The sequence below is a fragment of the Macrococcus sp. GL_134 genome, assembly GCF_057834705.1.
Genome location: NZ_CM174409.1, coordinates 1,638,134 through 1,664,640, shown reverse-complemented (window position 1 = coordinate 1,664,640; position 26,507 = coordinate 1,638,134). Strand labels below are relative to the sequence as shown.

Annotated in this window: 28 protein-coding genes; 15 read left to right on the top strand and 13 right to left on the bottom strand. The window is 43.6% G+C overall.

Going from position 1 to position 26,507, the window contains the following annotated elements:
• Positions 1-177: 177 nt before the first annotated feature.
• From AC3IPL_RS08710 to AC3IPL_RS08685, 6 genes are all read right to left on the bottom strand, one after another.
• A complete protein-coding gene (locus tag AC3IPL_RS08710; RefSeq protein ID WP_489240666.1) occupies positions 178-579 on the bottom strand; it encodes a YolD-like family protein in 402 nt (133 codons plus the stop codon).
• 162 nt (positions 580-741) lie between these two features.
• Positions 742-1,980, bottom strand: a complete 1,239-nt coding sequence (locus AC3IPL_RS08705) for an MFS transporter (RefSeq protein WP_489240664.1) — start codon at positions 1,978-1,980, stop codon at positions 742-744.
• A gap of 240 nt (positions 1,981-2,220) precedes the next feature.
• A complete protein-coding gene (gene speB, locus AC3IPL_RS08700; RefSeq protein WP_489240663.1) occupies positions 2,221-3,072 on the bottom strand; it encodes an agmatinase in 852 nt (283 codons plus the stop codon).
• Positions 3,056-3,916 carry a polyamine aminopropyltransferase gene (gene speE, locus AC3IPL_RS08695; RefSeq protein ID WP_489240661.1) on the bottom strand — a complete coding sequence of 287 codons (861 nt, stop codon included), beginning with the start codon at positions 3,914-3,916 and terminating at the stop codon, positions 3,056-3,058. The genes speB and speE overlap by 17 nt, the downstream gene beginning before the upstream one ends.
• Before the next feature lie 10 nt (positions 3,917-3,926).
• Complete coding sequence (gene speD / locus AC3IPL_RS08690) at positions 3,927-4,352, bottom strand: adenosylmethionine decarboxylase (protein WP_489240659.1); 426 nt, start codon at positions 4,350-4,352, stop codon at positions 3,927-3,929.
• Positions 4,353-4,357: 5 nt separating this feature from the next.
• Positions 4,358-5,863 (bottom strand): aminotransferase class I/II-fold pyridoxal phosphate-dependent enzyme, encoded by a 1,506-nt coding sequence (locus AC3IPL_RS08685; RefSeq protein ID WP_489240658.1) that lies wholly within the window; start codon positions 5,861-5,863, stop codon positions 4,358-4,360.
• A gap of 200 nt (positions 5,864-6,063) precedes the next feature.
• Between AC3IPL_RS08685 and pglS the strand changes: the two genes are divergently transcribed.
• Positions 6,064-7,095: a 6-phosphogluconolactonase gene (pglS, locus tag AC3IPL_RS08680; RefSeq protein WP_489240656.1), complete on the top strand. Its 1,032-nt coding sequence runs from the start codon at positions 6,064-6,066 to the stop codon at positions 7,093-7,095.
• 12 nt (positions 7,096-7,107) lie between these two features.
• Positions 7,108-7,881: a carbon-nitrogen family hydrolase gene (locus AC3IPL_RS08675; protein WP_489240654.1), complete on the top strand. Its 774-nt coding sequence runs from the start codon at positions 7,108-7,110 to the stop codon at positions 7,879-7,881.
• A 262-nt stretch (positions 7,882-8,143) separates the two neighbouring features.
• On the opposite strand, the gene AC3IPL_RS08670 is transcribed toward AC3IPL_RS08675, so the two are convergent.
• The gene (locus tag AC3IPL_RS08670; RefSeq protein ID WP_489240653.1) at positions 8,144-9,517 is read right to left on the bottom strand and encodes an aldehyde dehydrogenase; all 1,374 of its coding nucleotides are present in this window, start codon (positions 9,515-9,517) and stop codon (positions 8,144-8,146) included.
• An 85-nt stretch (positions 9,518-9,602) separates the two neighbouring features.
• Here AC3IPL_RS08670 and AC3IPL_RS08665 point away from each other — a divergent pair, with 85 nt between their 5' ends.
• The 3 genes from AC3IPL_RS08665 to AC3IPL_RS08655 are packed head-to-tail and all read left to right on the top strand — an operon-like array spanning position 9,603 to position 11,223.
• Positions 9,603-10,559, top strand: coding sequence for a Gfo/Idh/MocA family protein (locus tag AC3IPL_RS08665; RefSeq protein ID WP_489240651.1), 957 nt, complete (start codon positions 9,603-9,605; stop codon positions 10,557-10,559).
• A gap of 35 nt (positions 10,560-10,594) precedes the next feature.
• The gene (locus tag AC3IPL_RS08660; protein ID WP_489242333.1) at positions 10,595-10,915 is read left to right on the top strand and encodes a DMT family transporter; all 321 of its coding nucleotides are present in this window, start codon (positions 10,595-10,597) and stop codon (positions 10,913-10,915) included.
• Positions 10,912-11,223, top strand: coding sequence for a DMT family transporter (locus AC3IPL_RS08655; protein WP_489240649.1), 312 nt, complete (start codon positions 10,912-10,914; stop codon positions 11,221-11,223). Before AC3IPL_RS08660 ends, AC3IPL_RS08655 begins: the two co-directional genes overlap by 4 nt.
• A 91-nt stretch (positions 11,224-11,314) precedes the next feature.
• Here the strand turns inward: AC3IPL_RS08655 and AC3IPL_RS08650 are convergent, their stop codons facing one another.
• Genes AC3IPL_RS08650 through AC3IPL_RS08640 form a run of 3 tightly spaced genes read right to left on the bottom strand, consistent with a single transcriptional unit; the run spans position 11,315 to position 13,123 of the window.
• Entirely contained in the window at positions 11,315-11,584 is a 270-nt protein-coding gene (locus AC3IPL_RS08650; RefSeq protein ID WP_489240648.1) for a GNAT family N-acetyltransferase, read from the bottom strand.
• A 21-nt stretch (positions 11,585-11,605) separates the two neighbouring features.
• Positions 11,606-12,526, bottom strand: coding sequence for a manganese-dependent inorganic pyrophosphatase (locus AC3IPL_RS08645; RefSeq protein ID WP_489240646.1), 921 nt, complete (start codon positions 12,524-12,526; stop codon positions 11,606-11,608).
• A gap of 39 nt (positions 12,527-12,565) precedes the next feature.
• Positions 12,566-13,123, bottom strand: coding sequence for a cysteine hydrolase family protein (locus AC3IPL_RS08640; protein ID WP_489240644.1), 558 nt, complete (start codon positions 13,121-13,123; stop codon positions 12,566-12,568).
• Positions 13,124-13,192: 69 nt separating this feature from the next.
• Between AC3IPL_RS08640 and AC3IPL_RS08635 the strand changes: the two genes are divergently transcribed.
• The gene (locus AC3IPL_RS08635; RefSeq protein WP_489240642.1) at positions 13,193-14,344 is read left to right on the top strand and encodes a glycosyl hydrolase family 28-related protein; all 1,152 of its coding nucleotides are present in this window, start codon (positions 13,193-13,195) and stop codon (positions 14,342-14,344) included.
• A gap of 20 nt (positions 14,345-14,364) precedes the next feature.
• On the opposite strand, the gene AC3IPL_RS08630 is transcribed toward AC3IPL_RS08635, so the two are convergent.
• From AC3IPL_RS08630 to AC3IPL_RS08620, 3 genes are all read right to left on the bottom strand, one after another.
• Positions 14,365-15,429: a nitric oxide synthase oxygenase gene (locus tag AC3IPL_RS08630; RefSeq protein WP_489240639.1), complete on the bottom strand. Its 1,065-nt coding sequence runs from the start codon at positions 15,427-15,429 to the stop codon at positions 14,365-14,367.
• A gap of 70 nt (positions 15,430-15,499) precedes the next feature.
• Positions 15,500-16,504: a pyridoxal phosphate-dependent aminotransferase gene (locus AC3IPL_RS08625; protein ID WP_489240637.1), complete on the bottom strand. Its 1,005-nt coding sequence runs from the start codon at positions 16,502-16,504 to the stop codon at positions 15,500-15,502.
• Positions 16,505-16,557: 53 nt separating this feature from the next.
• Positions 16,558-17,790: an MFS transporter gene (locus AC3IPL_RS08620; RefSeq protein ID WP_489242332.1), complete on the bottom strand. Its 1,233-nt coding sequence runs from the start codon at positions 17,788-17,790 to the stop codon at positions 16,558-16,560.
• 44 nt (positions 17,791-17,834) lie between these two features.
• Between AC3IPL_RS08620 and AC3IPL_RS08615 the strand changes: the two genes are divergently transcribed.
• The 9 genes from AC3IPL_RS08615 (at position 17,835) to pcrA (ending at position 26,502) form a co-directional block, all read left to right on the top strand.
• Positions 17,835-19,292, top strand: coding sequence for a nicotinate phosphoribosyltransferase (locus tag AC3IPL_RS08615; RefSeq protein ID WP_489240635.1), 1,458 nt, complete (start codon positions 17,835-17,837; stop codon positions 19,290-19,292).
• On the top strand, positions 19,293-20,120 hold the full coding sequence (nadE, locus tag AC3IPL_RS08610) for an NAD(+) synthase (protein WP_489240631.1): 828 nt from the start codon (positions 19,293-19,295) through the stop codon (positions 20,118-20,120). It begins immediately after the preceding gene.
• Positions 20,121-20,198: 78 nt separating this feature from the next.
• Positions 20,199-20,738 (top strand): DUF2179 domain-containing protein, encoded by a 540-nt coding sequence (locus AC3IPL_RS08605; RefSeq protein WP_489242330.1) that lies wholly within the window; start codon positions 20,199-20,201, stop codon positions 20,736-20,738.
• Complete coding sequence (locus tag AC3IPL_RS08600) at positions 20,728-20,904, top strand: NETI motif-containing protein (RefSeq protein WP_489242328.1); 177 nt, start codon at positions 20,728-20,730, stop codon at positions 20,902-20,904. Before AC3IPL_RS08605 ends, AC3IPL_RS08600 begins: the two co-directional genes overlap by 11 nt.
• Before the next feature lie 129 nt (positions 20,905-21,033).
• Positions 21,034-22,329, top strand: coding sequence for an adenylosuccinate lyase (gene purB / locus AC3IPL_RS08595; protein WP_489240628.1), 1,296 nt, complete (start codon positions 21,034-21,036; stop codon positions 22,327-22,329).
• Between the two features lie 138 nt (positions 22,330-22,467).
• Positions 22,468-22,797 (top strand): YerC/YecD family TrpR-related protein, encoded by a 330-nt coding sequence (locus AC3IPL_RS08590; protein ID WP_489240625.1) that lies wholly within the window; start codon positions 22,468-22,470, stop codon positions 22,795-22,797.
• 63 nt (positions 22,798-22,860) lie between these two features.
• A complete protein-coding gene (locus AC3IPL_RS08585; protein ID WP_489240623.1) occupies positions 22,861-23,559 on the top strand; it encodes a M15 family metallopeptidase in 699 nt (232 codons plus the stop codon).
• Between the two features lie 93 nt (positions 23,560-23,652).
• Positions 23,653-24,345 carry a heptaprenylglyceryl phosphate synthase gene (gene pcrB / locus AC3IPL_RS08580; protein ID WP_489240621.1) on the top strand — a complete coding sequence of 231 codons (693 nt, stop codon included), beginning with the start codon at positions 23,653-23,655 and terminating at the stop codon, positions 24,343-24,345.
• 27 nt (positions 24,346-24,372) lie between these two features.
• Complete coding sequence (gene pcrA, locus AC3IPL_RS08575; protein ID WP_489242327.1) at positions 24,373-26,502, top strand: DNA helicase PcrA; 2,130 nt, start codon at positions 24,373-24,375, stop codon at positions 26,500-26,502.
• Positions 26,503-26,507: the final 5 nt, after the last annotated feature.

The following is a 26,507-nucleotide window of genomic DNA, read 5'->3' as shown; positions in this document are numbered from 1 at the left end:
TACGGATGAATATACTGGAAGAATCTTTTAATATGATGATTAACAACACCCATTCTATCAATTAATACATGGATTCTTACCCCCAACAGAATAGTAAATTAAATGATAGAAGAGGATTATATCCTCAAAAAAGAACCCGAATGGAATGCTGATGCTGTTCGGGTTCTTTTTGGACTGCTACTGGAGCGAGAGATTGATGACATCAATAAAAGAAACAAAACACATCTGCTGATTGTCGAGGTTGATTCCGATAATCAGCATGGCCCATGGATCTACTTTTTCGACAGACATTGTCAAAGTCTTGATGTAACCATCATGATAGAATTCAACGAACATCGACTGCTGACTGTGCATGGCTTCCCTTAAAGTGAGGTTGATGTCTTCCAGACGGTCGTCACTGAGGACAGGACGTTCAATCTTGTGCTGCTGCTCAATCTGCTTCTTGATACCCCTATATTGCTCAGGCATGGTGGCAAAGGGGGCCCATTTAATCATGCCGCGTCCATGCGGGATATGAGGATTGAGCTTGCTCCGTTCAATGTTGCGATAGTCGGTCTCGCCATAAATCGGATGGATCATAACATCACTTCTTTCGTGGATGTACCTCTATTATAAGAACGTATGTTCGCAATTTCAAGTGGATTCGTTATGATCCATCTATTTTTATTCATTCACTCGATTCCTCTACATAAAGAAAGACTGCGAGAAACCCAATTATATCAGGGTTTCTCGCAGTCATTTTTATGATGGAATCTGCTGTTTGAAAATAGTTGAGTGAATGGAAAGATAAAGTAACAGCATACCGATCAAGCCGAGACCGATGACGTAAAGAGACATCATCATGCTGTTCAGTACTGTACCGATGATCAAGCCGGAGCTTGCCACAAGACCGGCACCGCTGTGGCCGAGCGAACCAAAGGCGATATAGCTGGCCCGCTTGTCCTCCGGCATCAGCTTTGCCTGAAAAACAGAGATAATCGGTGTCTGCATGAGTTCACCGACTGTAGCGATGAAAATAACAAGTACGAGCAGATACCATGTCGTTAAATGATGAGCAAGACCGTATCCGCCTGTATACATCAATGTGCCGAGCATCAGAACAGCGACTTGATTGCGCTTTTCAGTGACTTTGGCGACAAGGAATGTAATCGTGACTACGAGAATAGTGTTTTCGATAAGCATGATACTCATCATCCGCACGCCGTCGACATGGATGCCGAATAGATTAATCTGCTTAAATTCATCGTGAAGTCTCACACCGATATAGTTCGTCAGTGCAAATTCTGCTGAGAAAATGAAGACCGCTGCCATCGTAAACACAACGAACCGTGTATCTTTCATGGCTACTTTATAGTTGCTGAGCAGATCCCGCATCCAATGGGTTGTCACTGCTCGCGGCGTGCGGTCGGTTGTCGGATCAATTAAATATTTCTTGAAGATGAGCGTATTGATGAGCATAATGATGATGATCAATATAAACAATAACAATCGATGGTCCTTATAGAACAGACCACCGATTGCTGTACCGACGGCAGTCGCTAAGTTGTTGGTCCAGTATGTCGTCACGTAGACTGATTTACGCATCACTTCAGTCGTTGAATCAATGATTAAAGCTTCAAGTGCCGGGAAGACCATTGCATTGCTGATAGCAGTCAGCATGAACAGTAGCGCAACCACCCATGGCATATTGACTGCGGGATGGATGAAGATTGCCATCAGAATCATAATGACCGCAAAAATCATCTGACCTGCCAGCAGCTGACCTTTTCTGCTGAAGCGGTCAGCCAAGTAACCGCCGAGCAGGTTGCATAGTAAACCGAAGATGACATTGATGGAGAGTAAAATACCAGACGTTGCTTTGCCGAGTTCGTCAGCGATATACAGCACCATAAAAGGCATGACACTCATACTCGCCGCATGGTCAAAGAAACCGCAGAAAATACGAAGTTTAACATTGGAAGGAAACTGTGAGAATTTCATGGTGATGGCCCTCTATTTTCGTAAGATTAGTTACATTATAATCTTAAAAGTGCAAAAATAATACAGCTGTTGCAGTATAGCCGCTGTTATTGGATATATACTTCGTCCCAGTTGTAGAAACCGTGCAGCTTCTGATTCGTATGTTGATGATGAGCCGTTTGTTCGGCAGGAAACACCAAACAAAGCAGACCATGTAGAAATTTGATAAAAGAATCCCTGGATAGCATCCAGGGATTCTTATTATTTAGTGATAGCAAGCATCAGTTCGCGTGCGACTTTTGCCGCGACTGCATTAGATACACCTGATGCATCATACGGTGGAGAGAGCTCCACGATGTCTGCTGCGACGACATTCAGCTGTTCGAATACTTTGAATGCAGGTTCCAGTTCCTTGTAAGTCAAGCCACCTGGTTCCGGTGTGCCGGTACCCGGGAAGATGGACGGGTCAAGGCAGTCCAGATCAATCGTTACATAGACAGGCGTATCTTTCAGGATGCCCGGCAGGTCTTTCAAAGTATCGATAGAGAATTTTTCTAGTGTCGTATGTTCATTACTCCAGTCGAATTCTTCTTTAGTGCCTGAGCGGATACCATATTGGAAGATACGGCCGTTACCTGTGATGTCATGAATACGACGGACGACTGTCGCGTGACTTAAAGGCTCGCCCATATAGTCATCGCGTAAATCTGTATGAGCATCAAGCTGGACAAGAACAACATCAGGATATTTTTCGTGAACGGCACGGAAAGGACCGAGCGTCACTAAATGCTCGCCGCCGATCATGAAAGGAAGCTTGCCGGCCGCTAAGATTTCTCGGGCTGTATCTTCCAGTTCATCCAGCACCTTCACTTTGTTGCCGATTGTAATATCCACATCTCCTGAATCCATGATGCTGACGTCTTCCAGGTCTTTATCAAGGTAAGGACTGTAAGTCTCAAGCCCGTATGACTCTGAGCGGATGGCATCTGCCGCAAAACGTGTACCAGGACGGTTCGAGACTGTTCCGTCAAAAGGCGCACCGTAGATAACAGTGGACGCGTCTTCAAAGGTTGCCTCACAGGCCATATAGACATGCTTATTCGGTTGCATCATTCAGCATCTCCTTGACGAATGTCGGCAGAGCGAACGCACCTGTATGGATATCTGTGTTATAGTACTTTGTTTTAAGGCCGAGTTTGTTCCATGCATCTAAATCTGCATCTTTCAGTGGATCATATTTCTTGGACGCAAAACCGAACAGCCAGTGACCTGATGGATACGTCGGCATATGGAACTGATACACACGTGTGATCGGGAATAAGCCTTTGATCTTAGAGTGTGCCCGCTTCATTTCATGTGCGTAAGACGGATAGTACGGTGATTCATGCTGGTTGATTAAAATACCGTCTTCTTTCAGTACACGGAAACAGTTGTTGTAGAAGTCGTGCGAGAACAGACCTTCGCCAGGACCGATTGGATCTGTGGAATCAACAAGAATCAAGTCATAGTAGCCGTCTTCTTTGTTCTTGACGTAAGCAAGGCCGTCTTCGAATAAAAGAGTGACGCGCGGGTCTTCAAGCTTACCTGCAGTAATCGGCAGATATTCCTGTGATAGACGAACAACACGCTCATCGATTTCAACCATATCGATCTGTTCGATAGACTCGTAACGCGTTAATTCCCGGACCGTGCCGCCGTCACCGCCACCGATGACTAATACTTTTTTGATGTTAGGATTCGTCGCCATCGCTACGTGTGTGATCATATCGTGATAGACGAATTCATCTTTCTCGTTGACCATCATCAGGCCGTCCAGCGTAAAGAATGTACCGAACTCTTCAGATTCGAAGAAGTCAATCTGCTGGAAATCGGACTGCTCAGAGTGGATATGTTTATTGGTCTTGATTGAGAAACGAACATTATCTGTGTGGTTTTCTGTATACCAAAGATCTAACATAATGGCCTCCTTATTTAACTTCTACTTCAACAGGTTTGAATGATTCGACAACGATTTCACCTTTAGAATACTTGTGGATTTTGTCAGCCATACCGCGGCCGATTTCGTATGAATCAGACAGTTCTGCACCCAATGCTTTTTCAAGATAATCTTCTGCTCTCCATGGGTCTACTGTATCACCGCATGTGAAGACATCGACCGATGCATAGCCGTATTCCGGCCATGTGTGAATCGTTAAGTGTGATTCAGAAATGATGACGGCACCTGATACGCCGTACGGATTGAATGTGTGGAAGCAGCTTTCAACGATAGTCGCACCTGATACACGTGCCGCTTCGTTCATGATTTCTTCGATTTTGTCGTGGTCTTTTAAGATATCTTTGTCACAGTTGTAGTACTCAATTAATACGTGGCGTCCTAAAGTGGTTAATTTCATAATAGTTATTTTCCTCTTTTCTCTACAATATAAACTTGATTTGAATTTTCAGTGCCGATCTTAAGAATCGGCTGGTTGTTGATGAACTGCCAGTAATCGATGATCTCCTGGGTGATGCGTTCTCCCGCCATCACAATCGGAATGCCCGGTGGATAGATCATTAATGATTCAGCACAGATTTCTCCGACAGCCTGTTCAATGTTAACAGGGCGTTTATCAGCATAGAGTACTTCTCTCAACCCTATTGCCTGCTCTGGAATATTAAGCTGTTTGAGTACGGGGGAGTGAACTGCTCCGTCACTTTGATGATAGCGTCTGCTGATGGATTGCAGTGCGTGCAGCAGGCGGTTCAGTACATCTTCATTGTCGGCGATGGAGACAATGCCCATGATTAAGTTAGGTTCAGCAAGTTCCATCTGGATGTTGTAATCACTGCGCAACAGTTTGTATACTTCAAATCCTGACAGTTCGATTGTTGTATCAATATAAATAGTGAGCTTCGATTCATCGAGCTGCTGCTGATACAGTTCCTTGAACACGAATCCGTCCAGCATATGAAACCCAGGAATGTCATTGACTGCCCGCTTGAATGCCTGAACAGCAGGCATCAACTGCTCAAATCGCTGGTAGCCGTTCAGTGCCAGGTTTTTCCGTGCGATATCGAGCGACGACATCAGCAGGTAAGACGCGCTCGTTGACGTCAGCATATTGATGACGCTTTTGACTTTGCGCTTATCAACTAAATCTCCTTGGACGAGCAGTGCGCTCGACTGAGTGAATGAGCCGCCTGTCTTATGAAGGCTGGTCGCTGCCATGTCTGCGCCGGCTTCCATGCTGGACAGCGGCAGCTGAGGTGAAAATCTGAAATGCGCGCCATGTGCTTCGTCAACGAGCACCGGCATATGGTGCATATGTGCAAGTTCAGTAATAGATGCCAGGTCACTCACTGCGCCGAAATAAGTAGGATTCATAATAAAGACTGCACGGGCATCGGGATGTTTGTTGATGGTACGTTTAACTTGGTCATAGCTTAAGTTATGCGCAATACCAAACGTCGCATCAAATTCCGGTGTAACATAAATCGGTGTAACGTCAGCAAGTGCCATCGCATTCAGCACTGATTTATGAACATTTCTTGGAAGAATCAGCTTGTCTCCCGGTCTGCACACAGAGAAGATCATTGTCTGGATACCTTCTGTTGTCCCGTTGACAAGAAAGTGAGCATCATCTGCAAGATAAAGGTCAGCGAGCAGATGCTGCGCTTCTTTGATGACCCCTTTAGGATTATCATAATTATCCAGCTGCGGCATAGAGTTGACGTCATGCCGCAAAGTCGATTGACCGTAATAATAAAGTTCAGACTGAGGGTCCAGTCCTCGTTTATGACCTGGCACATCGAAACTGGTGACGTTCTCTGATTCATATAATTTAAGTGCATCAAACAATGGCGTTGAGCTATGTTTGATTGTATCTATCTGTGTAAATGATTTGATTTCTATAGGTTTGAGCAATGCTGCACCTCACAATTTTCAGCGAATTGTAAAATATAGTAATACTTAACTATATGTTTTATATAACTGTTAATTTATTTTGACCAAACAAATTGTAATGTATTACTAAACTCATGGCAAGAAAAATTTTTCATTTTGCATATGTTTTTTTGAAGCGGGAATAGTCTGATAGAATGAGAGAAACAAGAGGAGGAATCAACATGGTAAATACTGTAGGTTATATTGGATCTTATACGAAAAAAGATGGGAAAGGAATTTACCGTTTTGAACTTAATGAAGAAGCGAAAAAATTAGAAACCATTGAAACAGGTTACGAAGTGCAGGCATCCACTTATGTGGTTCAGCACGGAGATTTCTTATATGGCATTAAGAAAGAAAATGATAAAGCCGGCGTTGCTGCCTACCGAATCGATGCAGAAGGAAAACTTGAGTTCATCAATGATTGTCTTGAATCAGCAGAAAGCGGCTGTCATATCTGGGTATCTGATGACGGTAAATTTTTATTTGAAGCAGTTTACGGTGCAGGACAGGCCCGTCTCTACAGTCTGAAACCAGAAACAGGGGAAGTACTGCAGTTGATTGATACGGTCGTTCAACAAGGCGAAGGACCAAACGAAGATCGTCAGGACAAAGCACATACGCATTATATTCAGCAGACACCGGACTTGAAGTATGCAGTTGCAGTTGATCTAGGAGCAGATGAAGTCATTACATTCAAATTCAGTGACAACGGTCTGAACAGAGTCGGCGAACTGAAACTGCCGGCGGGTGTCGGTCCGAGACATTTGACGTTCCATAACAATGGTCAATATGCTTACGTGTTCACCGAACTGAGCAACGACGTCTTCGTGCTGAAATACAACGACGGTGATTTTGAAATATTAGAACAGCATCACGCAGTGCCTGATGATTTTACAGACAATACACAAGGCGCAGCGATCCGTTTGAGTCACGATAACAAGTTCGTCTATGCTTCTAACCGAGGCCATCAAAGTATTGCAGTGTTCAAAGTTGAGGGAGACGGCAGTCGGCTGTCTCTTGTTGAGATGACTGATTGCGGGGGAGATTGGCCGCGTGACTTCAACATTACACGAAGTGACAGATTTTTAGTATGTGCCCATGAAGTAAGTGGCAATGTGTCATTATTTGAGAGAGATAGAGAGACAGGTCAATTGACATTGCTTGAAAATGACAAACAAGCAGCTGAAGGTGTCTGCGTACAGTTTCTCTAAGGAGTGATCCAAATGAAAACAGCAGTCTATCAGATGGCAGTCATTCCAGGGCAGCCGAAAGATAATATTAAAAAAGTGGCCGACTGGCTGAATCAGCTGCCGGATGATATTGATATCGCCGTGCTTCCTGAAATGTGGAATACTTCGTATACATTGAATCGCTTAGCAGATTTAATCGACGATGAAGGGAGCCGGGAAATCACGATGCTGCAGCAAGCTGCGAAACATCAGAACGTGAATATTGTGGCAGGTTCTATTGCCGTAAAAGCCGGCACTAAATTTCGTAACCGGTCCATCGTCATCGACCGGCGCGGCAATATCATCCATCATTATGACAAAATCCATTTAGTGCCGATGCTTGATGAACCCAGCTTTCTGGAAGCAGGCAATAAGTTTGAAACGTTTGAACTTGACGGCATGAAGATGGGGATGATCATCTGTTATGACCTTAGGTTTCCTGAAATAACACGAAGACTGGCCGTTGACGGCGCGGAACTATTGTTTGTCGTTGCAGAATGGCCGATTGAACGAATCCGTCATTTTACGGCGCTGTTGACAGCACGTGCGATAGAAAATCAATGTTACGTCGTTGCAAGCAACGGTGCAGGGACATGTGAACGTACTGTGTTTGGCGGGAAATCAATGGTGATTAGTCCGCTAGGTGACGTAATAGCAGAAGCAGAGATGGATGAAGCGACGATAACTGCTGAAATTAAGACAGAGCAGTCTGACGCAGTCCGGCAAGCTATTCCGATATTTAAATCACGTAGAACAGACTTATATTAATGCGTGAATTAAACCGCTCCGGGTAATGAGGAGCGGTTTTTTTGTGTGAGTAGAAGGTTGAGAATATACTGAGCTGCTTCAAAATAGACTGGCGATGGCTATTGAAAATTGTGTATTAATAAAATCTTTAATTATAACATATACTATTATAAAAATGTGGAAAGTTTCCAAATTGGAAACTTTTAATTTAAAACCGCGCTGTGATGATTCTATCAAAAAACAAAAAAAGACCACTGATTAATCAGCAGTCTTGTATGCATTCTTATTTGTAAAGTTGTCTAATATACTTGAATTTCCCTTTATACGGCGGGAAGAGCAGGCCTGTTTCGAGTTTCGTACTTTTAGTCATATAGGCTTTCTGATGACTGAACAGATCGAATGAATATTTGCCGTGATAAGTACCGATGCCTGACGGACCAACGCCGCCGAACGGTAAATAAGGGTTTGAAACATGCATGAGTGTATCGTTGACGCAGCCACCGCCGAACGACAGGCGCTTGAATACTGTTTTGACGAAGTCATTGTCCTCACTGAAGACATATAGTGCCAGAGGTTTGTCGAATGTGCGGACAATATCGAATACCTCATCCCGTGAATCAAATGTAATAATCGGTAATATCGGTCCGAAAATTTCTTCCTGCATCACATCGTCACTTAATGTGACTTCATCGATGAGTGTAGGTTCGATATAACGACTATCAGCGTTTGTCTGACCTCCTAACACAATACGGTCTGCTGCAGAGTCTATCAATCCGCTCAATCGTTTGAAGTGGCTGTCGTTGACAATTCGGCTGAAATCTTCACTGCGCTCGATGTCTTTTCCGTAAAATTCGGTAATCGTATTCTGCATCGCCTTGATGAACTTATCTTTTACTTTGCGGTCGATTAATATATAGTCCGGTGCAACACATGTCTGACCGGCGTTCATGAATTTACCAAATGCAATCCGCTCAGCAGCGACTTTGATGTTCGCCGTCTCATCGATGATAGTAGGACTCTTACCGCCAAGTTCAAGTGCTACAGGTGTTAAGTGTTTACTTGCAGCTTCATAGACGATTTGACCAACCTTTGTACTGCCGGTAAAGAAAATGAAGTCAAACTTTTCTTTCAGCAGTGCTGATGTGACGTCTTTTTCACCGAGAACTGTCGTGACATAATTGGGTTCAAATGCGGCTGTAATAATCTCAGCAATGACTTGACTTGTATTCGGTGTCAGTTCAGACGGTTTGACGACGGCGCAGTTTCCAGCTGCAATAGCACCAATCAATGGTTCCATGATCAGTTGAAATGGATAGTTGAACGGGCCGATGATTAGGACAGTACCAAGCGGTTCACGTACAACATAGCTCTTCGCGGGAAACTGAAGCATCGGTGTATTCATAGACTCAGGCTTACTATAGTTTTTCAGCTCTTTTAAAAACATGCTGATAGATTTCAGAATAATTCCGATTTCAGACGCGTAGCCTTCGACTTTTCCTTTGCCGAGATCTTGATTCAACGCCTTCAAAATGTCAGCTTCTCTTTTTTTGATTTCTTTACGCAACGACTTCAGCTGCTTCTTTCGGAACTTGATATCTTTTGTAGCATCTGTATCAAAAAAAGCATTCATGGCATCTACTTGTGGTTGATGGGACATGTTATTCACTCCATTCACTTTTATCTTAAGTGTACATCAAATCGAAACATGTTAGAATTAATACAGCTTAAGAAGAGGTGACGATATGAGATTTGGTATAATAGGAACGAACTGGATTACAGATCGTTTAATAGAAGCGGGCAGAACAGTAGAAGGATTTGAAGTGACAGCGGTATATTCAAGAACGATGGAAACAGCTGATCAGTTTGCAGATAAACATCGCATTGACCATCGATTTGATGACTGGACAGCTTTCCTGACAAGCCGTGAGTTTGATGCGGTCTACATAGCAACACCTAATTTACTGCATGCTCAGCAGTCGATTGATGTGATGAATCACGGCAAGCATGTATTATGCGAAAAGCCGCTGACGCTGACAGTCAAGCAGGCGGAAGAAATGTTTCAGACGGCGCGTGACAATGATGTCGTGCTGATGGAGGCAATGAAATCGACGGAATCTGAAGCGTTTAAGCAGCTGGAACAATGGATTCATGATATCGGTACAATCCGCCGGGTTAATTTTCACTACAATCAATATTCTTCACGATATGATAAGTTGAAAGACGGCATCATTGAAAATGCCTTCAAACCCGAACTAGGAAACGGTGCATTGATGGATCTCGGCGTTTATACCATTGCACCTCTTGTCAAATTGTTCGGTGTACCCAATACGCTCCATGCAGTGGCGGAGAAATTATCAACAGGAGCAGACGGGCAGGGCACAGTCATCTGTCAGTATGAAGAAATGACCGCTGTACTGAGTTTCAGCAAAATAGCAGATAGTTATCTGCCGTCTGAGATTATCGGCGAATCAGGCATCATCACAATAGACAAAATTTCAGCGCCGAACCACATCGTTAAGCTGACGAGATCGGGAGAAGTAGTTGAAGCGTTGACTCATGAGGCACCGCCGATGTCATATGAGGTGGCGAATTTCATCACAGCATGTCGCCTTAAACTTACAAATCATAATGAACGGACAAGTCTTGATACACTGCGCGTTGTAGAAGCAGTGAAAAAGCAGATAGGCCTTGAGTTTTAGTAGGAGGAAACAGCTTGAAAATCAATAAAGCATGGATGTTTTTAGTGATTGGCGGTTTATTGGAGGTCGTATGGGCAGTCGGCTTGAAATACGCCCATGGGTTTACGAATATCCCATGGACTATCTTTACGATTATAGTGATGGCAGCATCATTCTACTGCTTCGCCTATAGTTTGTCGCGGCTGGAAATCGGAACAGCTTATGCCATCTATACAGGAATCGGCGCTATCGGTACTGTTCTGTACGGTTATCTTTTTCTTGGTGAAGGCATGAGCGCATGGAAAGCAGTGTTTCTTGTGATATTGATTAGTTCAATCATCGGCCTGAAACTTGTAGAAGGAGCTGAACCAGAATGAGCTGGATCATATTAATCAGTGCCGGCATCATGGAAGTGCTGATGGTGATTGCACTTAAAAATAGCAGAGGCTTCAGTAATAAGAAATGGACCGTCATCTGGTTTGCGCTGAGCTTGACGAGTTTGTTTCTATTGTCGCTTGCGATCAAGCATATTCCTCTTGGAACAGCTTATGGTGTATGGACCGGAATCGGTGCCATGGGCAGTGTCGTAGTCGGTATGCTGTTCTTTCACGAGAAAGTCAGTGTGCAGAAAATCATCTTAATTACATTGATCATCATCGCTATTATCGGTTTGAAATTTGTATAAAGATTGATTTTTCTGAAAACTCATGATATGTTAAAACTACCATTTTTTCATTGTTAAAAAATAACGGGGCCGGCAAATGCCGGTCCCGTTATTATTGTTTCAACACGTCATGTGTCGATTTGTCGCGCTCCATGACAACACGAGCGTAAGAACATAGAGGGAGAATCTTTTTGTTTTCAGTGCGTGCGTACGCAACCACGCGGTCGACCAGCTGTTTTGCGATACCCTGGCCGCGCAGCGATGGATCGACAAATGTATGATCGATGACTAAAGTATCAGCTTGAGGCACAAAAGTGATTTCTGCTTGAAAGTCTGTATCTTCACCAATATAGAAACGATGGTCACCTTGTTTGATTTCCATAATAAAAGCCTCCTAATAATATTAAGATAATACGTCAGTCAACTGAGGGACGACTTGCTTCTTACGTGAGACGACGCCTTTTAACAAGGCAGCATTTTTATCCAGGGCAACATTGAATGCTTTTTCAACGGCAGCCTGCTGTTGACCAAGTGCGAGAATTTTTGAATCAGAGTTGATGATGTCTGTCACTACTAACACGAATAGGTCGTAGCCGTTATTTGCTGTTTCAGCATTGATCGCATTCTCGATTTCTTCCTGACGCTGGAAGACTTCGTCAATGTCAACCGTGTTGACCTGTGCTACACGAACTTCTTTGTCGCCCATAGAGAATGATTTAGCATCGATGTTCAATAAGTCTTCAGCTGATTTATCAGCAGTAGATGCGCCGGCTTTCAGCATATCAAGACCATATGTCTCTTTGTTGATGCCTGCAATCTGTTCTAGTTCAGCGGCTGCCTGAATATCTTCCTCTGTACATGTCGGTGATTTGAACAGCAGTGTATCAGAGATGATGGCAGATAACATTAATCCGGCTATTTCAGGTTTGATTTCAAGTTGATTCTCTTTGTACATTTTGTTCAGAATAGTGGCAGTGCAGCCGACGGGTTCAGCACGATAATAAAGAGGTGCTGATGTTTCAAAGTTTGAAATACGGTGATGGTCGACAACCATCAGTATTTGAGCTGTTTCAATGCCAGTGGCAGACTGCTGGAATTCGTTGTGATCCACTAAGATCACACTGTCACCATCTATTTTTTTGATGAATCGTGGTGCTTCCACATTGAAGTAGTCTAAAGCGAATGCAGTTTCTGCGCTGATATCACCGAGTCTTACGGCTTCAACGTCTTTGCCTGTCTGTTGCTGTAAGTCCTGCATGACGATGGCAGATGTGATGGTATCTGTATCAGGATTTTGATGTCCAAAAGTTAAAATTTTAGTCATAGTTCTTCTCTACTCCTTTAAAAAGATAAGTATAGTTTATCATGATTCACCGTGAACCGTCATGCCGAGTGTGTTCTTAAAATGTGAAAGAGCGAAGCGGTGCCCTTCTGCATTGAAAGATTGGACAGCGTCGCTATCTACAGTCATCTGATAGCCTAAATTATAACCATCCACTGCCGTATGCAGTACACAGATATCAGTGCAAACGCCTGTCAGTTCAATTGCCTGGATATGCCGTTCTGCCAGCAGCTGATGCAGATTAGTGCCGGCAAAAGCACTGTAGCGTGTTTTGTCAATCCAAGTCACAAGCGGATGGTGCTGAAGATCGTTATAAACGTCGTTGACTTTGCCGTATAATTCTCTGCCCGGCGTTCCGACGATATTATGAGGTGGAAACAGTTTCGTTTCCGGATGGTATGGGTCATTGTCATGATGACGGTCCATCATAATGAATACCGGTCGTTCTGCAGCAATATATTGCTGGAATTTGCGGGCAATCGTCTGCTCGATGGACTGACCGGGCTTACCGCATGTCAGCTTGCCGTCATCCGCGACAAAGTCATAAGAGTAATCAACAATTATCAGTGCATTTTCCATCTAATCATCCTCCAACAGGGTATAATATAATCATTCAATTTCATTATATAGAAGATGTAGGTGTAAATCGTGGAAAAAACAACTGTTTCAAAAATAAATGTAAGAGATTACGGCGCAAAAGGTAGGAATGCCTTATGGGATACGATTGGTATTCAGCGCGCACTTAATCAAGCGAAGAAAAGACCGGTCGAAGTATATATTCCAGCAGGAACGTACTATATCGGATATGAACTCGTCATCTATGGTCATACAACACTCACTCTTCATGAAGATGCTGTGCTGAGACGTATGAGTCCATTTGCGATGCTGAAAAATGGGAAGCGAAACGCTCATTTCAAGGGATATGATGGGCATAGCTATATTACTGTGAGAGGCGGGACATTTGATCAGTACGGACATGTGCTGAATTTCAACAACAGCATTATGTCACTCGGCCATGCGAGAGAAATATTAATAGAAGATGTCACTTTCAAAAACGTCGTGCAGGGCCATGCGATAGATGCGTGCGGTATTGACGGCTTTGAAGTAAGGAACTGTAAGTTTCTTGGCTTCCGTGATGATGACGGGAGCCGTGCATTTTCTGAAGCCGTTCAGATTGACCTGCAGCTGGAAAACTCATTTCCGAAGTTCGGTGATTATGACGGTACCCCGACGAAAAATGTCATCATTACAGGGTGTTATTTCGGTAATTCGGGCGATCCGATGATGAAGCCTTGGAACCGTGCGATAGGTTCACATGCGAGCAGATACGAAATTTATTACGAAAATATCTTCATTGAGAACAACACGTTTGATCAGATGGGAGACTATGCACTCACCTTCCTAAAAAGTAAGGTGCTGAGAATCACGAATAATACATTCAGCAACTGTGAAGGCGGCGTCAGATACCTTGCAGTGAATAAAGGAAAATACTCATATGACGCTGACGGGATTGATCATGGTGTACAGGCGGGTGAGATGACGATGATTGATCACAATCATTTTCACTCTATCAACAGTAAATATGCCATATTATTTCAGAGCTTTGAAGGAGTTCACAACAAAGATATATTCATCATCAACAATACATTCAGTGAAGATGAAACGTGCCGTGTGAAGATAGGATATGCCAGTGGCGTCGTCTGTGCGAAGAATAATCATTTAAAGAATGTGAAGAAGCAGGAAGTAGAAGACTTCTATGATGAGATGATGATACAACAGGAAAATGAAGGAGAAAAATAGCACAAGGCCGGCAACCATCCTCAAGTCTGGTTGTCGGCATTGTGCCGCTGCAGCTGCGCTAAGAATGGGCAGCTTTTTTTGCTGCGGTAATAGAAGTTCGGATTGTTATAAGTGTTATCGTAGCCTTTATGAAAATTATGGACGAGTGACGGAGATATCGGTGGTATAAGCCATGTCCAGTCGCCTGTCACTTTTCTTCCTGCTGCTGCTTCATTATGTTCAAATTTTTCGAACTGCCTGCTTGCCGTGTAGTGGTCTACTATCGATACACCTGCTGCTCTATACGAATGATAGACCGCATAGTTTAACTCAACCAGTGCTTTGTCACGCCAGTAGCTGGTAGTTGTTGACCGGTCGAGATTGAATGTATCCGCTGCAGTTTCCAGCAGGTCATAGCGATAGCTGTCAATCAAGTTGCGGCTCGCGATTTCCGATTCCATATACCAGCCATTGAAAGGTGCAGCAGCATAAGTGATGCCGCCGATTTTGAGGTCCATCGCAGAAATCATAGGGACCGCATACCACTTCAATCCTAATGCTCCGAACGCGGGATATTCCGGATGCATGAGCGGCACTTCTAGGATGACTTCCTGAGGGATCTCAAAAGTTTTCAGCTGTCCACCGTACTTATAAAGAAGCGGCAGAATATGATTGTCTGTTTGACTGATAGGCTTGAAAGGTGCGGCAATAGGATCATCGGTATACCGGATAAGCTGGTCATTGGCGATGACGAAAGGTGCTTCCGTTACAGTGCCCTGCGGAAATATAGTAATCGTCGGGCGGATCTTGCCGTTGTTTGTTGCATAGTCAATATGGTGGACGACAGCGTTTAACAGCTCCTCTTCAGCAGTCAGATGCCGTTGGTCCAATACATGCAGCTTATCCCAGAACAGACGGCCGATGCACCTATTGCTGTTACGCCATGCGACTTTTGCGCCGTAAGCCAGTTCTTCGTATGTGTGATGGTACGTTCCAGTTGCTTCGATGTCTGACTTGATGCTGCTTAACCGCCTGGTCGTTATCTCAGGAGCTATATTCAGTTCGTGATGCATGAGTTCTATAAATTGAACGGCTTCTGCATACAAAAAAATCACCTCTTAATCACATCATAGCATGAAGGAAGTTAAGAGCGTGATGAACATTGTTAATATTTTTTTAATTTTGATGAGACGCATCGAATGCTCTCCGCCAGTCAAGGGTGATCTGCTCAAGTTGAGTCAACTGTTCTTCTGTAGCGATTGAATAACGGACGACCTCATTTAATAAATCATCATCTGGATACGTCCTCGGCAGGAAGCCATGGGCTTCTATATATCGTCCAAGTGATAATGCATGTTCGCCGTAAGTCATGATGAAATTCGTCTCTGACGGAATGACATGGATGACGTCAGACTGTGCCAGAAATATTTGACGAAGCTGCTTTGCACGTGCGCGCTGATAATCAAAAAATTCAGCGAGATGTGTCTTGTCTTGAAGAAGATGGGTAGCAAGCTGCAGACTGAGCGTATTGATCGGATAAGGATGCTGAATGCTGTTCAGCAGTTTGATAGTGTCAGGGTGTGAGATGACGATGCCGATTCTAAGACCTGCAAAGCCATAAATTTTGCTCATCGTGCGCATTCGGATAACATGCTGTCCTTCAGGGACGGTGTAAGGTCTACTGAATTCGATGTAGGCTTCATCTAATATGATGTAGCCGCCGAGTGACTGCATTTTCGTGCTGCACTGCTGCACGAAATCATCGCTGAACAGTATGCCGGTCGGATTGTTCGGCTGACTCAATATGAAGAAGGATGGTTTCAGTTCATCCATTGCAGCGAGTATCTCGGTCAAGTCAAAGTTAAAATCCTGGTCACAGTTTACGTAATGAATCGGTCGCTCGAACTGTGCAGCATAGTCTGTGTACATAAAAAAGTCGGGATTCAATGTGAGTACTGGACCGGAGCCGAGAGCAATCATACATTTTTGAATCCATTCATCTGAACCATTGGCAGCAGACAGCTGATTGGCTGTGAAATCGTTGAATTCAGCATAAGCTGCGATGAACTGGTCATATTCCTCATCGGGATATTCAAAAAATCTTGATTTCAGCACGATATCCTTTAAAGTTTCGTCTGAGAACGCACGAATGGGACTTTCGTTTTTATTGATTCTGATCAATGGAATCCCTCCTGCAATTAATAGTTTTAAGAACGATTATATCATGTGACAGCTTATGCTGAAACACGACCGGCTGATTTTTTGATGAATAGAAAGGTCACGGCACTGGTCATCATGATAATCAGACCGACGATCACAAAATAAAACTGATTGTTGGAATAATGAATAACGAGCCCTCCAGCAATCGGTCCGGATATACTGCCGATACTATACGCGATACCACACATCAAATTACCTGCAGGCAGCAGTGCGCCCGGTGTAATATCAGCCATGTAACTGACACCAAGTGAGTAGAGTGAGCCTACAAATATTCCGGCAAGGAAGAAGATCAATATCATCAGCCAGCGGTTAGCGATGAACAGGTCAGCACTAATAAAGGTCAGACCGCCTAACAGGGTGAGTACTGCCATGACATGACTGCGCTGATATTTGTCGGTCAGGCTGCCGATCGGCACTTGCAGCAGGATGGCACCTAGGCTGAAAGCAGGTAAGATCCATGTGATATCATCCAGTGTCAGTTGATGATTGAGCGCAAAAACCGGAAAGTTACTGTTCAGCGTACTTTCTATGACGCCGAATATAAGTGGAAACAAAAATGCAATCCAAGATACATAGATGACTCTGCCGAAATTGCTGAAGGTGGATTTCAGTGAAATCGTTCCTTGGTTAGCAGGCGGATAACTATTTTTCAGCGTGAGAACAAGCAGAAAGGCACAAAGTGTCATGCCGGCGCTGACGAGAAATGGCAGTGCAGTATTGTACGTGACGAGCTGCGCAAGCATCGGTCCGAGCATGAATCCCAGTGAAAAACTAAGACCGTAAACAGCCATAGTCCGCCCGAGTTTGTGTCTTGGAACAATTTCCGTCAGCCACGACTGCGTGGAAAAATGGAGGGCGTTATCACCCACCCCTATCAGAATCCGTAGTATGAACCAAAATGTCATGGAATCAAATGCCGGGAACATCATGAGCGAGAGGAAGACGAGCAGTCCGCCCATGATAATGAGTGATCGATAGCCGAATTTGCGCAGCAAACGCTCCAGGAATAATGAAGCACCGAACATACCGATATAGAGAGATGTCGCATGCAGTCCGTTAATATGACTCGGCACGTTGTCCTGTTCGAATATATACGCAATCAGAGGCAGCAGCATCCCTTGAGACAGTCCGGATATGGAAACAATGATGGTGAGAACAGCGATGAGTTTCTTTTGGTTCATGATAGACTCCTCGGTTAATTGATACATACAGTGTAGCATTGATTGCACAAGATTTTGAAAATAAATATGATATGATAAACTAAATACATCAAAAGCAAATGAGGGATAATATGTTTCTAAAAGAAGACGATAGTTTAATGCTACATACCGATTTATACCAGATTAATATGGGTGAGACTTACTGGTTTGATGGGATACATGAGAACACGGCGGTATTTGATGTGTATTTTCGCAGCATGCCGTTCGAATCAGGCTACGCGGTATTTGCAGGTCTTGAGCGCATCATTGAATATATTAAGCGCTTCAAATTTTCAGAAACAGATATTGAATATTTGAGAGAGCAGGGCTATCAGGAAGATTATCTTGCTTACTTAAAAGACCTTCGTTTCACAGGGAATATCCGGTCAATGCAGGAAGGTGAAATTTGCTTTAACAACGAACCGCTGATTCGAGTGGAGGCTCCGTTAATACAAGCGCAATTGATTGAGACAGCCGTATTGAACATCGTCAACTTCCAGACGCTCATCGCTACGAAAGCAAGCCGTATTAAACAAGTGGTGCAGGATGAGATTTTAATGGAATTCGGTACGAGACGTGCTCAAGAAATGGATGCAGCTATATGGGGTGCGAGAGCTGCTTACATTGCAGGTTTTGATTCTACAAGTAATGTCCGGGCAGGTAAGCTGTTCGGTATTCCGATTTCAGGGACACACGCCCATGCGATGGTGCAGGCGTATGACGATGAATATGTCGCGTTCAAGAAATACGCGGAACGTCATAAAAACTGTGTCTTCCTTGTCGATACATTCCATACATTAAAAAGCGGTGTACCGAATGCGATTCGTGTAGCCAAGGAATTGGGGGATCAAATCAATTTTGTCGGTATCCGTCTCGATTCAGGGGATTTGAGCTACTTATCTAAAGAAGCCCGCAAAATGCTGGATGATGCCGGATTCCCTGATGCCAAGATCTTTGCATCCAATGATCTTGATGAAGAGACTATTATCAGCTTGAAGCAGCAAGGCAGCAAAGTAACTGCCTGGGGAATCGGTACTAAACTGATTACCGCTTACGATCAGCCGGCGCTCGGTGCTGTTTACAAACTGGTCGCAATCGCGGACGAAACAGGTGAGCTTCAAGACCGAATCAAAATATCTAACAATGCAGAAAAAGTAACGACGCCAGGCAAAAAGAAAGTGTACCGCATCATCAATAACAAAACCGGTAAATCTGAAGGAGACTACATTACACTTGAACATGAAGATCCAAGTGTCGAATCTGAGCTGAATATGTTCCATCCAATCTTTACTTATAAGAAAAAGCGGGTAAAAGATTTTACAGCAAAAGATCTGCATGTTGATATCTTCACTGACGGAGAACTGGTTTATAAAACACCTCAACTTGCAGATATCGCAGCTTTTCATCTCGACAACCTGGAATTAATCTGGGAAGAGACGAAGCGTTATTTGAATCCGCAGGAATATCCCGTCGATTTAAGTACAGCGTGCTGGAACAACAAAAACGACAAGATACACGAAGTATCTAATAAAGTAGAGGACGTGGAGTAAATGACGTTACAAGAAAACATTATCGAGGAAATGAAGGTTAAACCTGAAATCAATCCGGAAGTGGAAACACGTGCAATCGTTGACTTCTTAAAAACGTACTTGAAGCAATATAGTTTTCTGAAATCTATGACACTCGGAATTTCGGGTGGGCAGGACTCTACGCTTGCCGGCAAACTAGCACAGATGGCAGTCGATGAACTTAATGAAGAAACAGAAGGCGGCTATTCTTTTATTGCTGTCCGTCTACCTTACGGCACACAAAAAGATGAACAGGACTGTCAAGATGCGCTTGATTTCATTAATGCCACTAAAGAGCTGACAGTCAATATTAAACCGAGTGTCGAAGCGAGTACCACAGCACTGCGCGATGCAGGGATTGAACTGACTGACTTCCAAAAAGGAAACGAAAAAGCGAGAGAACGTATGAAAGTTCAATATTCTGTGGCAGCTGCCAATCAGGGTATTGTGCTTGGGACAGACCACGCTGCTGAGAGTATCACCGGTTTCTATACCAAATATGGTGACGGTGGTGCTGATGTGCTGCCATTATTCGGGCTGAACAAACGACAAGGCCGCGCCATTCTTAAATATTTGGGCTGTCCTGAACATCTATACAACAAAAAGCCGACCGCAGATCTTGAAGAAGATAAACCACAGCTGCCGGATGAAGTGGCTCTAGGAGTATCCTATGAAGCGATCGATGACTATCTTGAAGGCAGACAAGTGCCGGCTGAAGCGAGAGAAGTCATCGAAAAACATTACTTGAAGACACAGCATAAAAGAATGATGCCGATTTCCAGATATTCATTTGATGAATTGATCAAGTAATATTGCATACTCCTTCATTCTTTGATAGAATTCCTTAGTACTTGAGGAGGTGCGCCTTTGTTAGATAACCCGTTAATAATGATAGCCGTCATTTTTCTGATCAATGTGGTATATGTGACTTGTTTGACGATGAGGATGATTCTTACTTTGAAAGGATACCGTTACTATGCAGCAGGTGTGTCTGTCATTGAGACGATGATCTACGTTGTAGGTCTTGGGCTTGTGTTGAACAGTCTTGATAAGATTGAAAATGTACTCGCGTATGCGCTGGGCTTTGGTGCTGGAATAATCATCGGAATGAAACTTGAAGAATGGATCGCATTAGGTTACATTGTCGTCAATGTGACTACAGCCGATTATGAAAAGGATATTCCAAGAAAGCTGCGCGACCTTGGCTACGGTGTTACTCACTATGCAGCCAATGGACGCGATGGTCAGCGGATGGTCATGCAAATATTGACGCCGCGAAAATATGAACTGAAACTGATGGATACAGTGAAACAGCTGGATCCAAAAGCATTTATCATCGCCTATGAGCCTAAAAATATTCATGGCGGCTTCTGGGTCAAAGGTTTGCGCAGTAAACGATTGAAAGCGTATGATACAGATGAAATTTGAAGTGCTGGATCATGAAACGATTGCAGATTGTCTGAGTCGCATGAGAGCATCGGGCTATACACCCGTGAAGCGGATGGAACAGCCGATTTTCCACGAAACAAAAGACGGGAAGATTGAAGTGCTGAAGCAGCAGATTGTTTTTATCGGTAAGAAGATAGAAGAATAACAGAAGGTTCAGTGATATACTATTACTGAACCTTTTATTTATTCACGGACATTTTCAATATCTGTTTAATTAATGTACGGTTTTTGTTATAATCAAATTGAAAAATTAATCATGATAGGAGTTAAATTTATGATCGAGCGTTATTCGCGCAAAGAAATGGCAGCTATTTGGAGTGAACAGAATCGCTTTGAAGCATGGCTTGAAGTAGAGATTCTGGCATGTGAAGCATGGAGTAAGCTTGGGGTAATACCTGAGGAAGACGTAAAGCTGATTCGTCAGAACGCACGCGTTGATGTGCAACGTGCACAGGAAATTGAGCAGGAGACTCGTCATGATGTCGTGGCATTTACGCGTCAAGTCAGCGAAACATTGGGCGAAGAGCGCAAATGGGTGCATTACGGACTGACAAGTACGGATGTCGTTGATACAGCGCTCAGCTATGTCATCAAGCAGGCAAATGATATCATCGAACGGGACTTGGAACGATTCATTGAAGTGTTGAAACAGAAAGCGTTGAAATATAAGACGACGCTCATGATGGGCCGTACGCACGGAGTACATGCTGAGCCGACAACATTCGGTCTGAAGATGGCGCTCTGGTATATGGAAATGCAGCGCAATTTGAAACGTTTCAAAGAAGTCCGTAAAGACATCGAAGTCGGCAAAATGAGCGGTGCAGTCGGCACATTTGCGAACATTCCACCTGAAATTGAGGAACATGTGTGTCGGGAGCTGGGAATCGGATTTGCTGAAATTTCAACTCAGACATTACAGCGTGACCGCCATGCGTATTACATCGCGACACTTGCATTGATTGCGACTTCTTTAGAGAAGTTTGCGGTAGAAGTGCGAAACCTGCAGAAGACAGAAACACGTGAAGTGGAAGAAGCATTCGCAAAAGGTCAAAAAGGCTCATCAGCAATGCCGCATAAACGTAATCCTATCGGCTCTGAAAACATCACCGGACTGTCTCGTGTGATTCGCGGCTACATTACGACTGCTTATGAGAACGTGGCATTATGGCACGAACGCGATATTTCGCACTCCTCAGCAGAACGCATCATGCTGCCAGACGTGACGATCGCTCTTGACTATGCGCTGAATCGTTTCACTAATATCATCGATAATCTGACAGTGTATGAAAATAACATGAAACGCAATATGGATAAGACATTCGGGCTGATCTATTCACAACGTGTGCTGTTGACACTGATCGATAAAGGCATGGTCCGAGAAGAAGCCTATGACTTAGTTCAACCGAAAGCGATGGAGTCATGGGAAACCGAAACGCCATTCAGAGACCTACTTGAACAGGATGATAGAGTGACGTCGTTACTCTCAGAAGCAGATCTGAACAGCTGTTTTGACGAAACTCATCATTTGAATCAAGTGGATACATTGTTCAAAAGGGCCGGGCTTGAGTAAGCACTACATGGAATTCGACAAATAAAATAAAACATGAGAAAATAATATATCGGCATTCGAAATATATAATGGATGATACTGTACTTTAACGATTTAATGCGTTAATATAAAATTATCATATTTCAAGGGGTTGAAAGAATGCAGATTGAAAAATTAAAAGGCAAACGTCTCGATGATTTATTTGACGCGGTTCTGACACTTAAAACACGCGAAGAATGCTATGAATTTTTTGATGATTTATGTACTGTCAATGAAATTCATTCTCTGTCACAACGGATGCAGGTCGCTATGATGATCAAGCAAGGTTATACATATGCTGCGATTGAAAAAGAATCAGGTGCTTCTACAGCAACGATTTCCCGTGTGAAACGGTCATTGCAGTGGGGTAATGATGCTTATACTATGGTCATCGATCGAATGAGCGGTGACTCTGAGCACAGTACATCAGACGATGAAACTCATGAATAAAACATGCTGAATCAATTTGATTCAGTATTTTTTTTGGCTTATAATAGCAGTGAAATGAGGGGTATGATGAACAAACTACTGATTACATCTGCCGCTGCTCTATTACTTGCAGCGTGCGGAACTGACGACAACGATACAGTGATCTCTGATGAATCTGTAAAGTCATGGAATACTGCATTGAAAACGATGCCGCTGACAAAGATATTCATTGAATCACATCATAAGGAAGTAAGGCAGGGAGTTACTTATATTGATGATGTATTGATTGTCAATAAGAAGATTGCTCTTCCTGCCGACTATAATCCCGGTGAAAATAAAACTGCACGCCGTGAAATCGAACGGTTGATGACAGCAGGCAATCGTGAAGGACTGCAGTTTGTCATCCGCAGCGGCTATAGAACTTACGAGCATCAGGCACAGTTATACAGCGAGTATGTAGCACGGGATGGCCAGGTCGCTGCTGACAAATACAGTGCACAGCCAGGCCATTCGGAACATCAGACCGGTTTAACGTTCGATATCGGCAGTGTGGCGTCTGCCAATGACTTCAGAATTTCTTTTGGCAATACACCTGAAGGGGCATGGCTGCAGGATCATGCTCATGAATATGGCTTCATCATCCGTTATCCTGAAGGTAAGGAACATATTACAGGCTATCAATACGAGCCGTGGCATGTCAGATATGTCGGACAGTCGCTCGCTGAAGAACTATATGACAGTCATGAGACGCTCGAAGAATATCTCGGATTGTACAAGCAATGAGTCAGTGATTAATCGCTGGCTTTTTTGTTTCACGGCTAAAGAAATGCGCTAAAAATGTTATAATTATAAATATGTCTGAAAAGGAGTATTTCCATGTATGAAGTAAAAGATTGGGAACATGTATTTAAGCTGGACCCTGCTGATGCTATCGATGACAGCACCCTTCAGCAGCTGTGTGAATCAGGCACAGATGCAGTCATTATAGGAGGTACAGATAATGTGACGCTGGATAATGTGCTCGATTTGATGGCACGCGTTAGACGTTATACTGTACCGTGCGCTCTTGAAATTTCAAATTTAGAAAGTGTTGTTCCCGGATTTGACCGGTATTTAGTGCCCTCTGTTTTGAACAGTCCTAATGTGATGTTCCATAACGGAATGCTGCTTGAGGCACTCAAGCAGTACGGTCATATGCTGAACTTTGATGAGTTTACAATGGAAGGTTATATCGTTATGAATCCGGACAGTAAAGTTGCAAAACTTACAGCGGCTGACACTACTTTAAGTGAAGATGATCTTTATGCCTACGGGCAGATGGTCAATCATTTTTACCGGTTTCCTGTATGCTACCTTGAGTACAGTGGAACATACGGTGACGTCGCAATGCTGAAAACATTGAAAGCTGCCTGTCCTGATACGCATATTATCTACGGCGGTGGTATAGAAAATTTGACTCAGGCAATAGAAATGAAAGCCTATGCTGACACGATTGTTGTCGGCAATATTATATATAAAGATCTAAAAAGTGCCCTCGAAACAGTGAAAATCAAGAAACAGAAAGGATAATGGATTGTGAATGAATTGTTGAACAGAATGAATGATGAGCAGCGAGCGGCTGTCCAGGCTACTGAAGGTCCACTGTTGATCATGGCAGGGGCGGGGTCCGGCAAAACACGTGTCCTGACGCATCGCATCGCTTATTTGATTAAAGAGAAATCAGTCAATCCGTATAATATCCTTGCCATTACTTTTACGAATAAAGCTGCTAAGGAAATGAAGGCGCGTGTCGATCAGCTGATTGGTCCTGAAGCAGAAGCTGTATGGATCTCAACATTCCACTCGATGTGCGTCAGAATATTGAGACGCGACATCGACCGGATCGGTATCGAACGTAACTTCACTATTCTTGACCCGACTGATCAGCGCTCTGTCATGAAAGATGTGCTGAAACAGGAGAATCTGGATCCTAAAAAGTACGAACCGCGGTCGCTGCTCGCACAGATTTCAAACTTGAAGAATGACTTGAAGACACCTGAAGATGCTGAACGAGAAGCAAATGATTTCATGGCGATGACCACGGCAAAAGTATATAAAAGATATCAAAACATTCTGCTTAGAAACCATGCGCTTGATTTTGACGATTTGATTATGACGACTCTTCAACTGTTTGAACGTGTACCTGAAGCGCTGGAATACTATCAGAATAAGTTTCATTATATTCACGTGGACGAGTATCAGGATACAAACAGAGCACAGTATCTGCTCGTCAAAGCACTTGCTGAAAAGTTTGAAAACCTATGCGTTGTCGGTGACTCAGATCAGTCTATCTACGGCTGGCGCGGTGCTGACATTTATAACATATTAAGCTTTGAAGAAGATTATCAAAACGCCCGTACCATCTTCCTGGAACGCAACTATCGTTCAACAAAAAATATTCTTCATGCAGCAAACGAAGTCATCAGAAACAATTCAGAACGTAAACCGAAGGCACTGTGGACTGATAATGATGACGGCAGTAAGATACAATATTTCAAAGCGCAGTCTGAACGTCACGAGGCTGAATATATTGTGTCTGAAATACAGAAAAAACAGCGTGACCATTACCAGTTGAGTGATATGGCTATACTGTATCGTACGAATGCGCAGTCACGTGTGCTGGAAGAAACATTACTGAAATCAAACATCAACTATACAATGGTCGGCGGTACAAAGTTCTATGACCGCAAAGAAATCAAAGATATTTTAAGCTATTTACGTCTCATCGCTAACAGCAATGATGATATCAGCTTTGCACGTGTCATCAACACGCCTAAGCGCGGTGTTGGACCAGGGGCACTTGATAAAATTGCAGGCTATGCTGCAGCTAATGGACTGAGCTATTTTGATGCATTGGCAGAAGTGGACTTCATGGGGCTGCCCCGGAAAACGACAGAAACACTCGTGACATTCTATGATATGATGGACGGCTTCATGAAGCAGCAGGAATTTTTGTCCATCACTGAGCTGGTTGAACAGATTATGGATAAGACGGGTTATACAGATATGTTGAAAGTAGACCGGACACTTGAATCACAGTCCCGTCTTGAAAACTTGGAAGAATTTTTAAGTGTTCCTAAAGATTACGAAAAACTGACTCCTATTGAAGAGCAGTCGTTAGTGAATTTCCTGACCGACTTGTCGCTTGTCAGTGACGTCGATAACGCAGATATGGGAACAGGGGTGACATTGATGACGATGCACTCTGCAAAAGGTCTGGAATTCAAAGTCGTCTTTATTGCAGGACTTGAAGAATCCATCTTCCCGCATTCAAGAAGTCTTGCCGACGAAAGCGAGATGGAAGAAGAACGACGTCTGATGTATGTGGCAATCACGAGAGCAGAAGAACATCTTCATATGACTCATGCAGATTCAAGAACATTGTTCGGACGCAGTCAGGCAAACCGGAAATCCCGTTTTCTTGATGAGATTCCTGCTGATCTGCTGGAAGGCGTCAAACCGCGGCCTGTTTACGGGACGAAAAGACATCCGGCACGCAGAATAACGCCTGCTGCAAACAATCAGTCATACAAAGTGGGAGACAAAGTCATCCATAAAACATGGGGTGAGGGACTGGTCAGCAACGTCACTGAGAAATCAGGCTCTCTGGAACTTGATATTATATTTAAGACAGTAGGCATGAAAAGGCTTCTCAGCCAGTTTGCGCCAATCGAAAAGAAGGAGTAGATATT

What these genes read in the sequence shown, in the direction of transcription:
- AC3IPL_RS08710 (WP_489240666.1), bottom strand. Translation starts at nt 579, where the DNA reads ATGATCCATCCGATTTATGGCGAGACCGACTATCGCAACATTGAACGG.
- AC3IPL_RS08705 (WP_489240664.1), bottom strand. Translation starts at nt 1,980, where the DNA reads ATGAAATTCTCACAGTTTCCTTCCAATGTTAAACTTCGTATTTTCTGC.
- speB (WP_489240663.1), bottom strand. Translation starts at nt 3,072, where the DNA reads ATGATGCAACCGAATAAGCATGTCTATATGGCCTGTGAGGCAACCTTT.
- speE (WP_489240661.1), bottom strand. Translation starts at nt 3,916, where the DNA reads ATGTTAGATCTTTGGTATACAGAAAACCACACAGATAATGTTCGTTTC.
- speD (WP_489240659.1), bottom strand. Translation starts at nt 4,352, where the DNA reads ATGAAATTAACCACTTTAGGACGCCACGTATTAATTGAGTACTACAAC.
- pglS (WP_489240656.1), top strand. Translation starts at nt 6,064, where the DNA reads ATGGTAAATACTGTAGGTTATATTGGATCTTATACGAAAAAAGATGGG.
- AC3IPL_RS08675 (WP_489240654.1), top strand. Translation starts at nt 7,108, where the DNA reads ATGAAAACAGCAGTCTATCAGATGGCAGTCATTCCAGGGCAGCCGAAA.
- AC3IPL_RS08670 (WP_489240653.1), bottom strand. Translation starts at nt 9,517, where the DNA reads ATGTCCCATCAACCACAAGTAGATGCCATGAATGCTTTTTTTGATACA.
- AC3IPL_RS08665 (WP_489240651.1), top strand. Translation starts at nt 9,603, where the DNA reads ATGAGATTTGGTATAATAGGAACGAACTGGATTACAGATCGTTTAATA.
- AC3IPL_RS08660 (WP_489242333.1), top strand. Translation starts at nt 10,595, where the DNA reads ATGTTTTTAGTGATTGGCGGTTTATTGGAGGTCGTATGGGCAGTCGGC.
- AC3IPL_RS08655 (WP_489240649.1), top strand. Translation starts at nt 10,912, where the DNA reads ATGAGCTGGATCATATTAATCAGTGCCGGCATCATGGAAGTGCTGATG.
- AC3IPL_RS08650 (WP_489240648.1), bottom strand. Translation starts at nt 11,584, where the DNA reads ATGGAAATCAAACAAGGTGACCATCGTTTCTATATTGGTGAAGATACA.
- AC3IPL_RS08645 (WP_489240646.1), bottom strand. Translation starts at nt 12,526, where the DNA reads ATGACTAAAATTTTAACTTTTGGACATCAAAATCCTGATACAGATACC.
- AC3IPL_RS08640 (WP_489240644.1), bottom strand. Translation starts at nt 13,123, where the DNA reads ATGGAAAATGCACTGATAATTGTTGATTACTCTTATGACTTTGTCGCG.
- AC3IPL_RS08615 (WP_489240635.1), top strand. Translation starts at nt 17,835, where the DNA reads ATGTTTCTAAAAGAAGACGATAGTTTAATGCTACATACCGATTTATAC.
- nadE (WP_489240631.1), top strand. Translation starts at nt 19,293, where the DNA reads ATGACGTTACAAGAAAACATTATCGAGGAAATGAAGGTTAAACCTGAA.
- AC3IPL_RS08605 (WP_489242330.1), top strand. Translation starts at nt 20,199, where the DNA reads ATGATAGCCGTCATTTTTCTGATCAATGTGGTATATGTGACTTGTTTG.
- AC3IPL_RS08600 (WP_489242328.1), top strand. Translation starts at nt 20,728, where the DNA reads ATGAAATTTGAAGTGCTGGATCATGAAACGATTGCAGATTGTCTGAGT.
- purB (WP_489240628.1), top strand. Translation starts at nt 21,034, where the DNA reads ATGATCGAGCGTTATTCGCGCAAAGAAATGGCAGCTATTTGGAGTGAA.
- AC3IPL_RS08590 (WP_489240625.1), top strand. Translation starts at nt 22,468, where the DNA reads ATGCAGATTGAAAAATTAAAAGGCAAACGTCTCGATGATTTATTTGAC.
- AC3IPL_RS08585 (WP_489240623.1), top strand. Translation starts at nt 22,861, where the DNA reads ATGATGAACAAACTACTGATTACATCTGCCGCTGCTCTATTACTTGCA.
- pcrB (WP_489240621.1), top strand. Translation starts at nt 23,653, where the DNA reads ATGTATGAAGTAAAAGATTGGGAACATGTATTTAAGCTGGACCCTGCT.
- pcrA (WP_489242327.1), top strand. Translation starts at nt 24,373, where the DNA reads ATGAATGATGAGCAGCGAGCGGCTGTCCAGGCTACTGAAGGTCCACTG.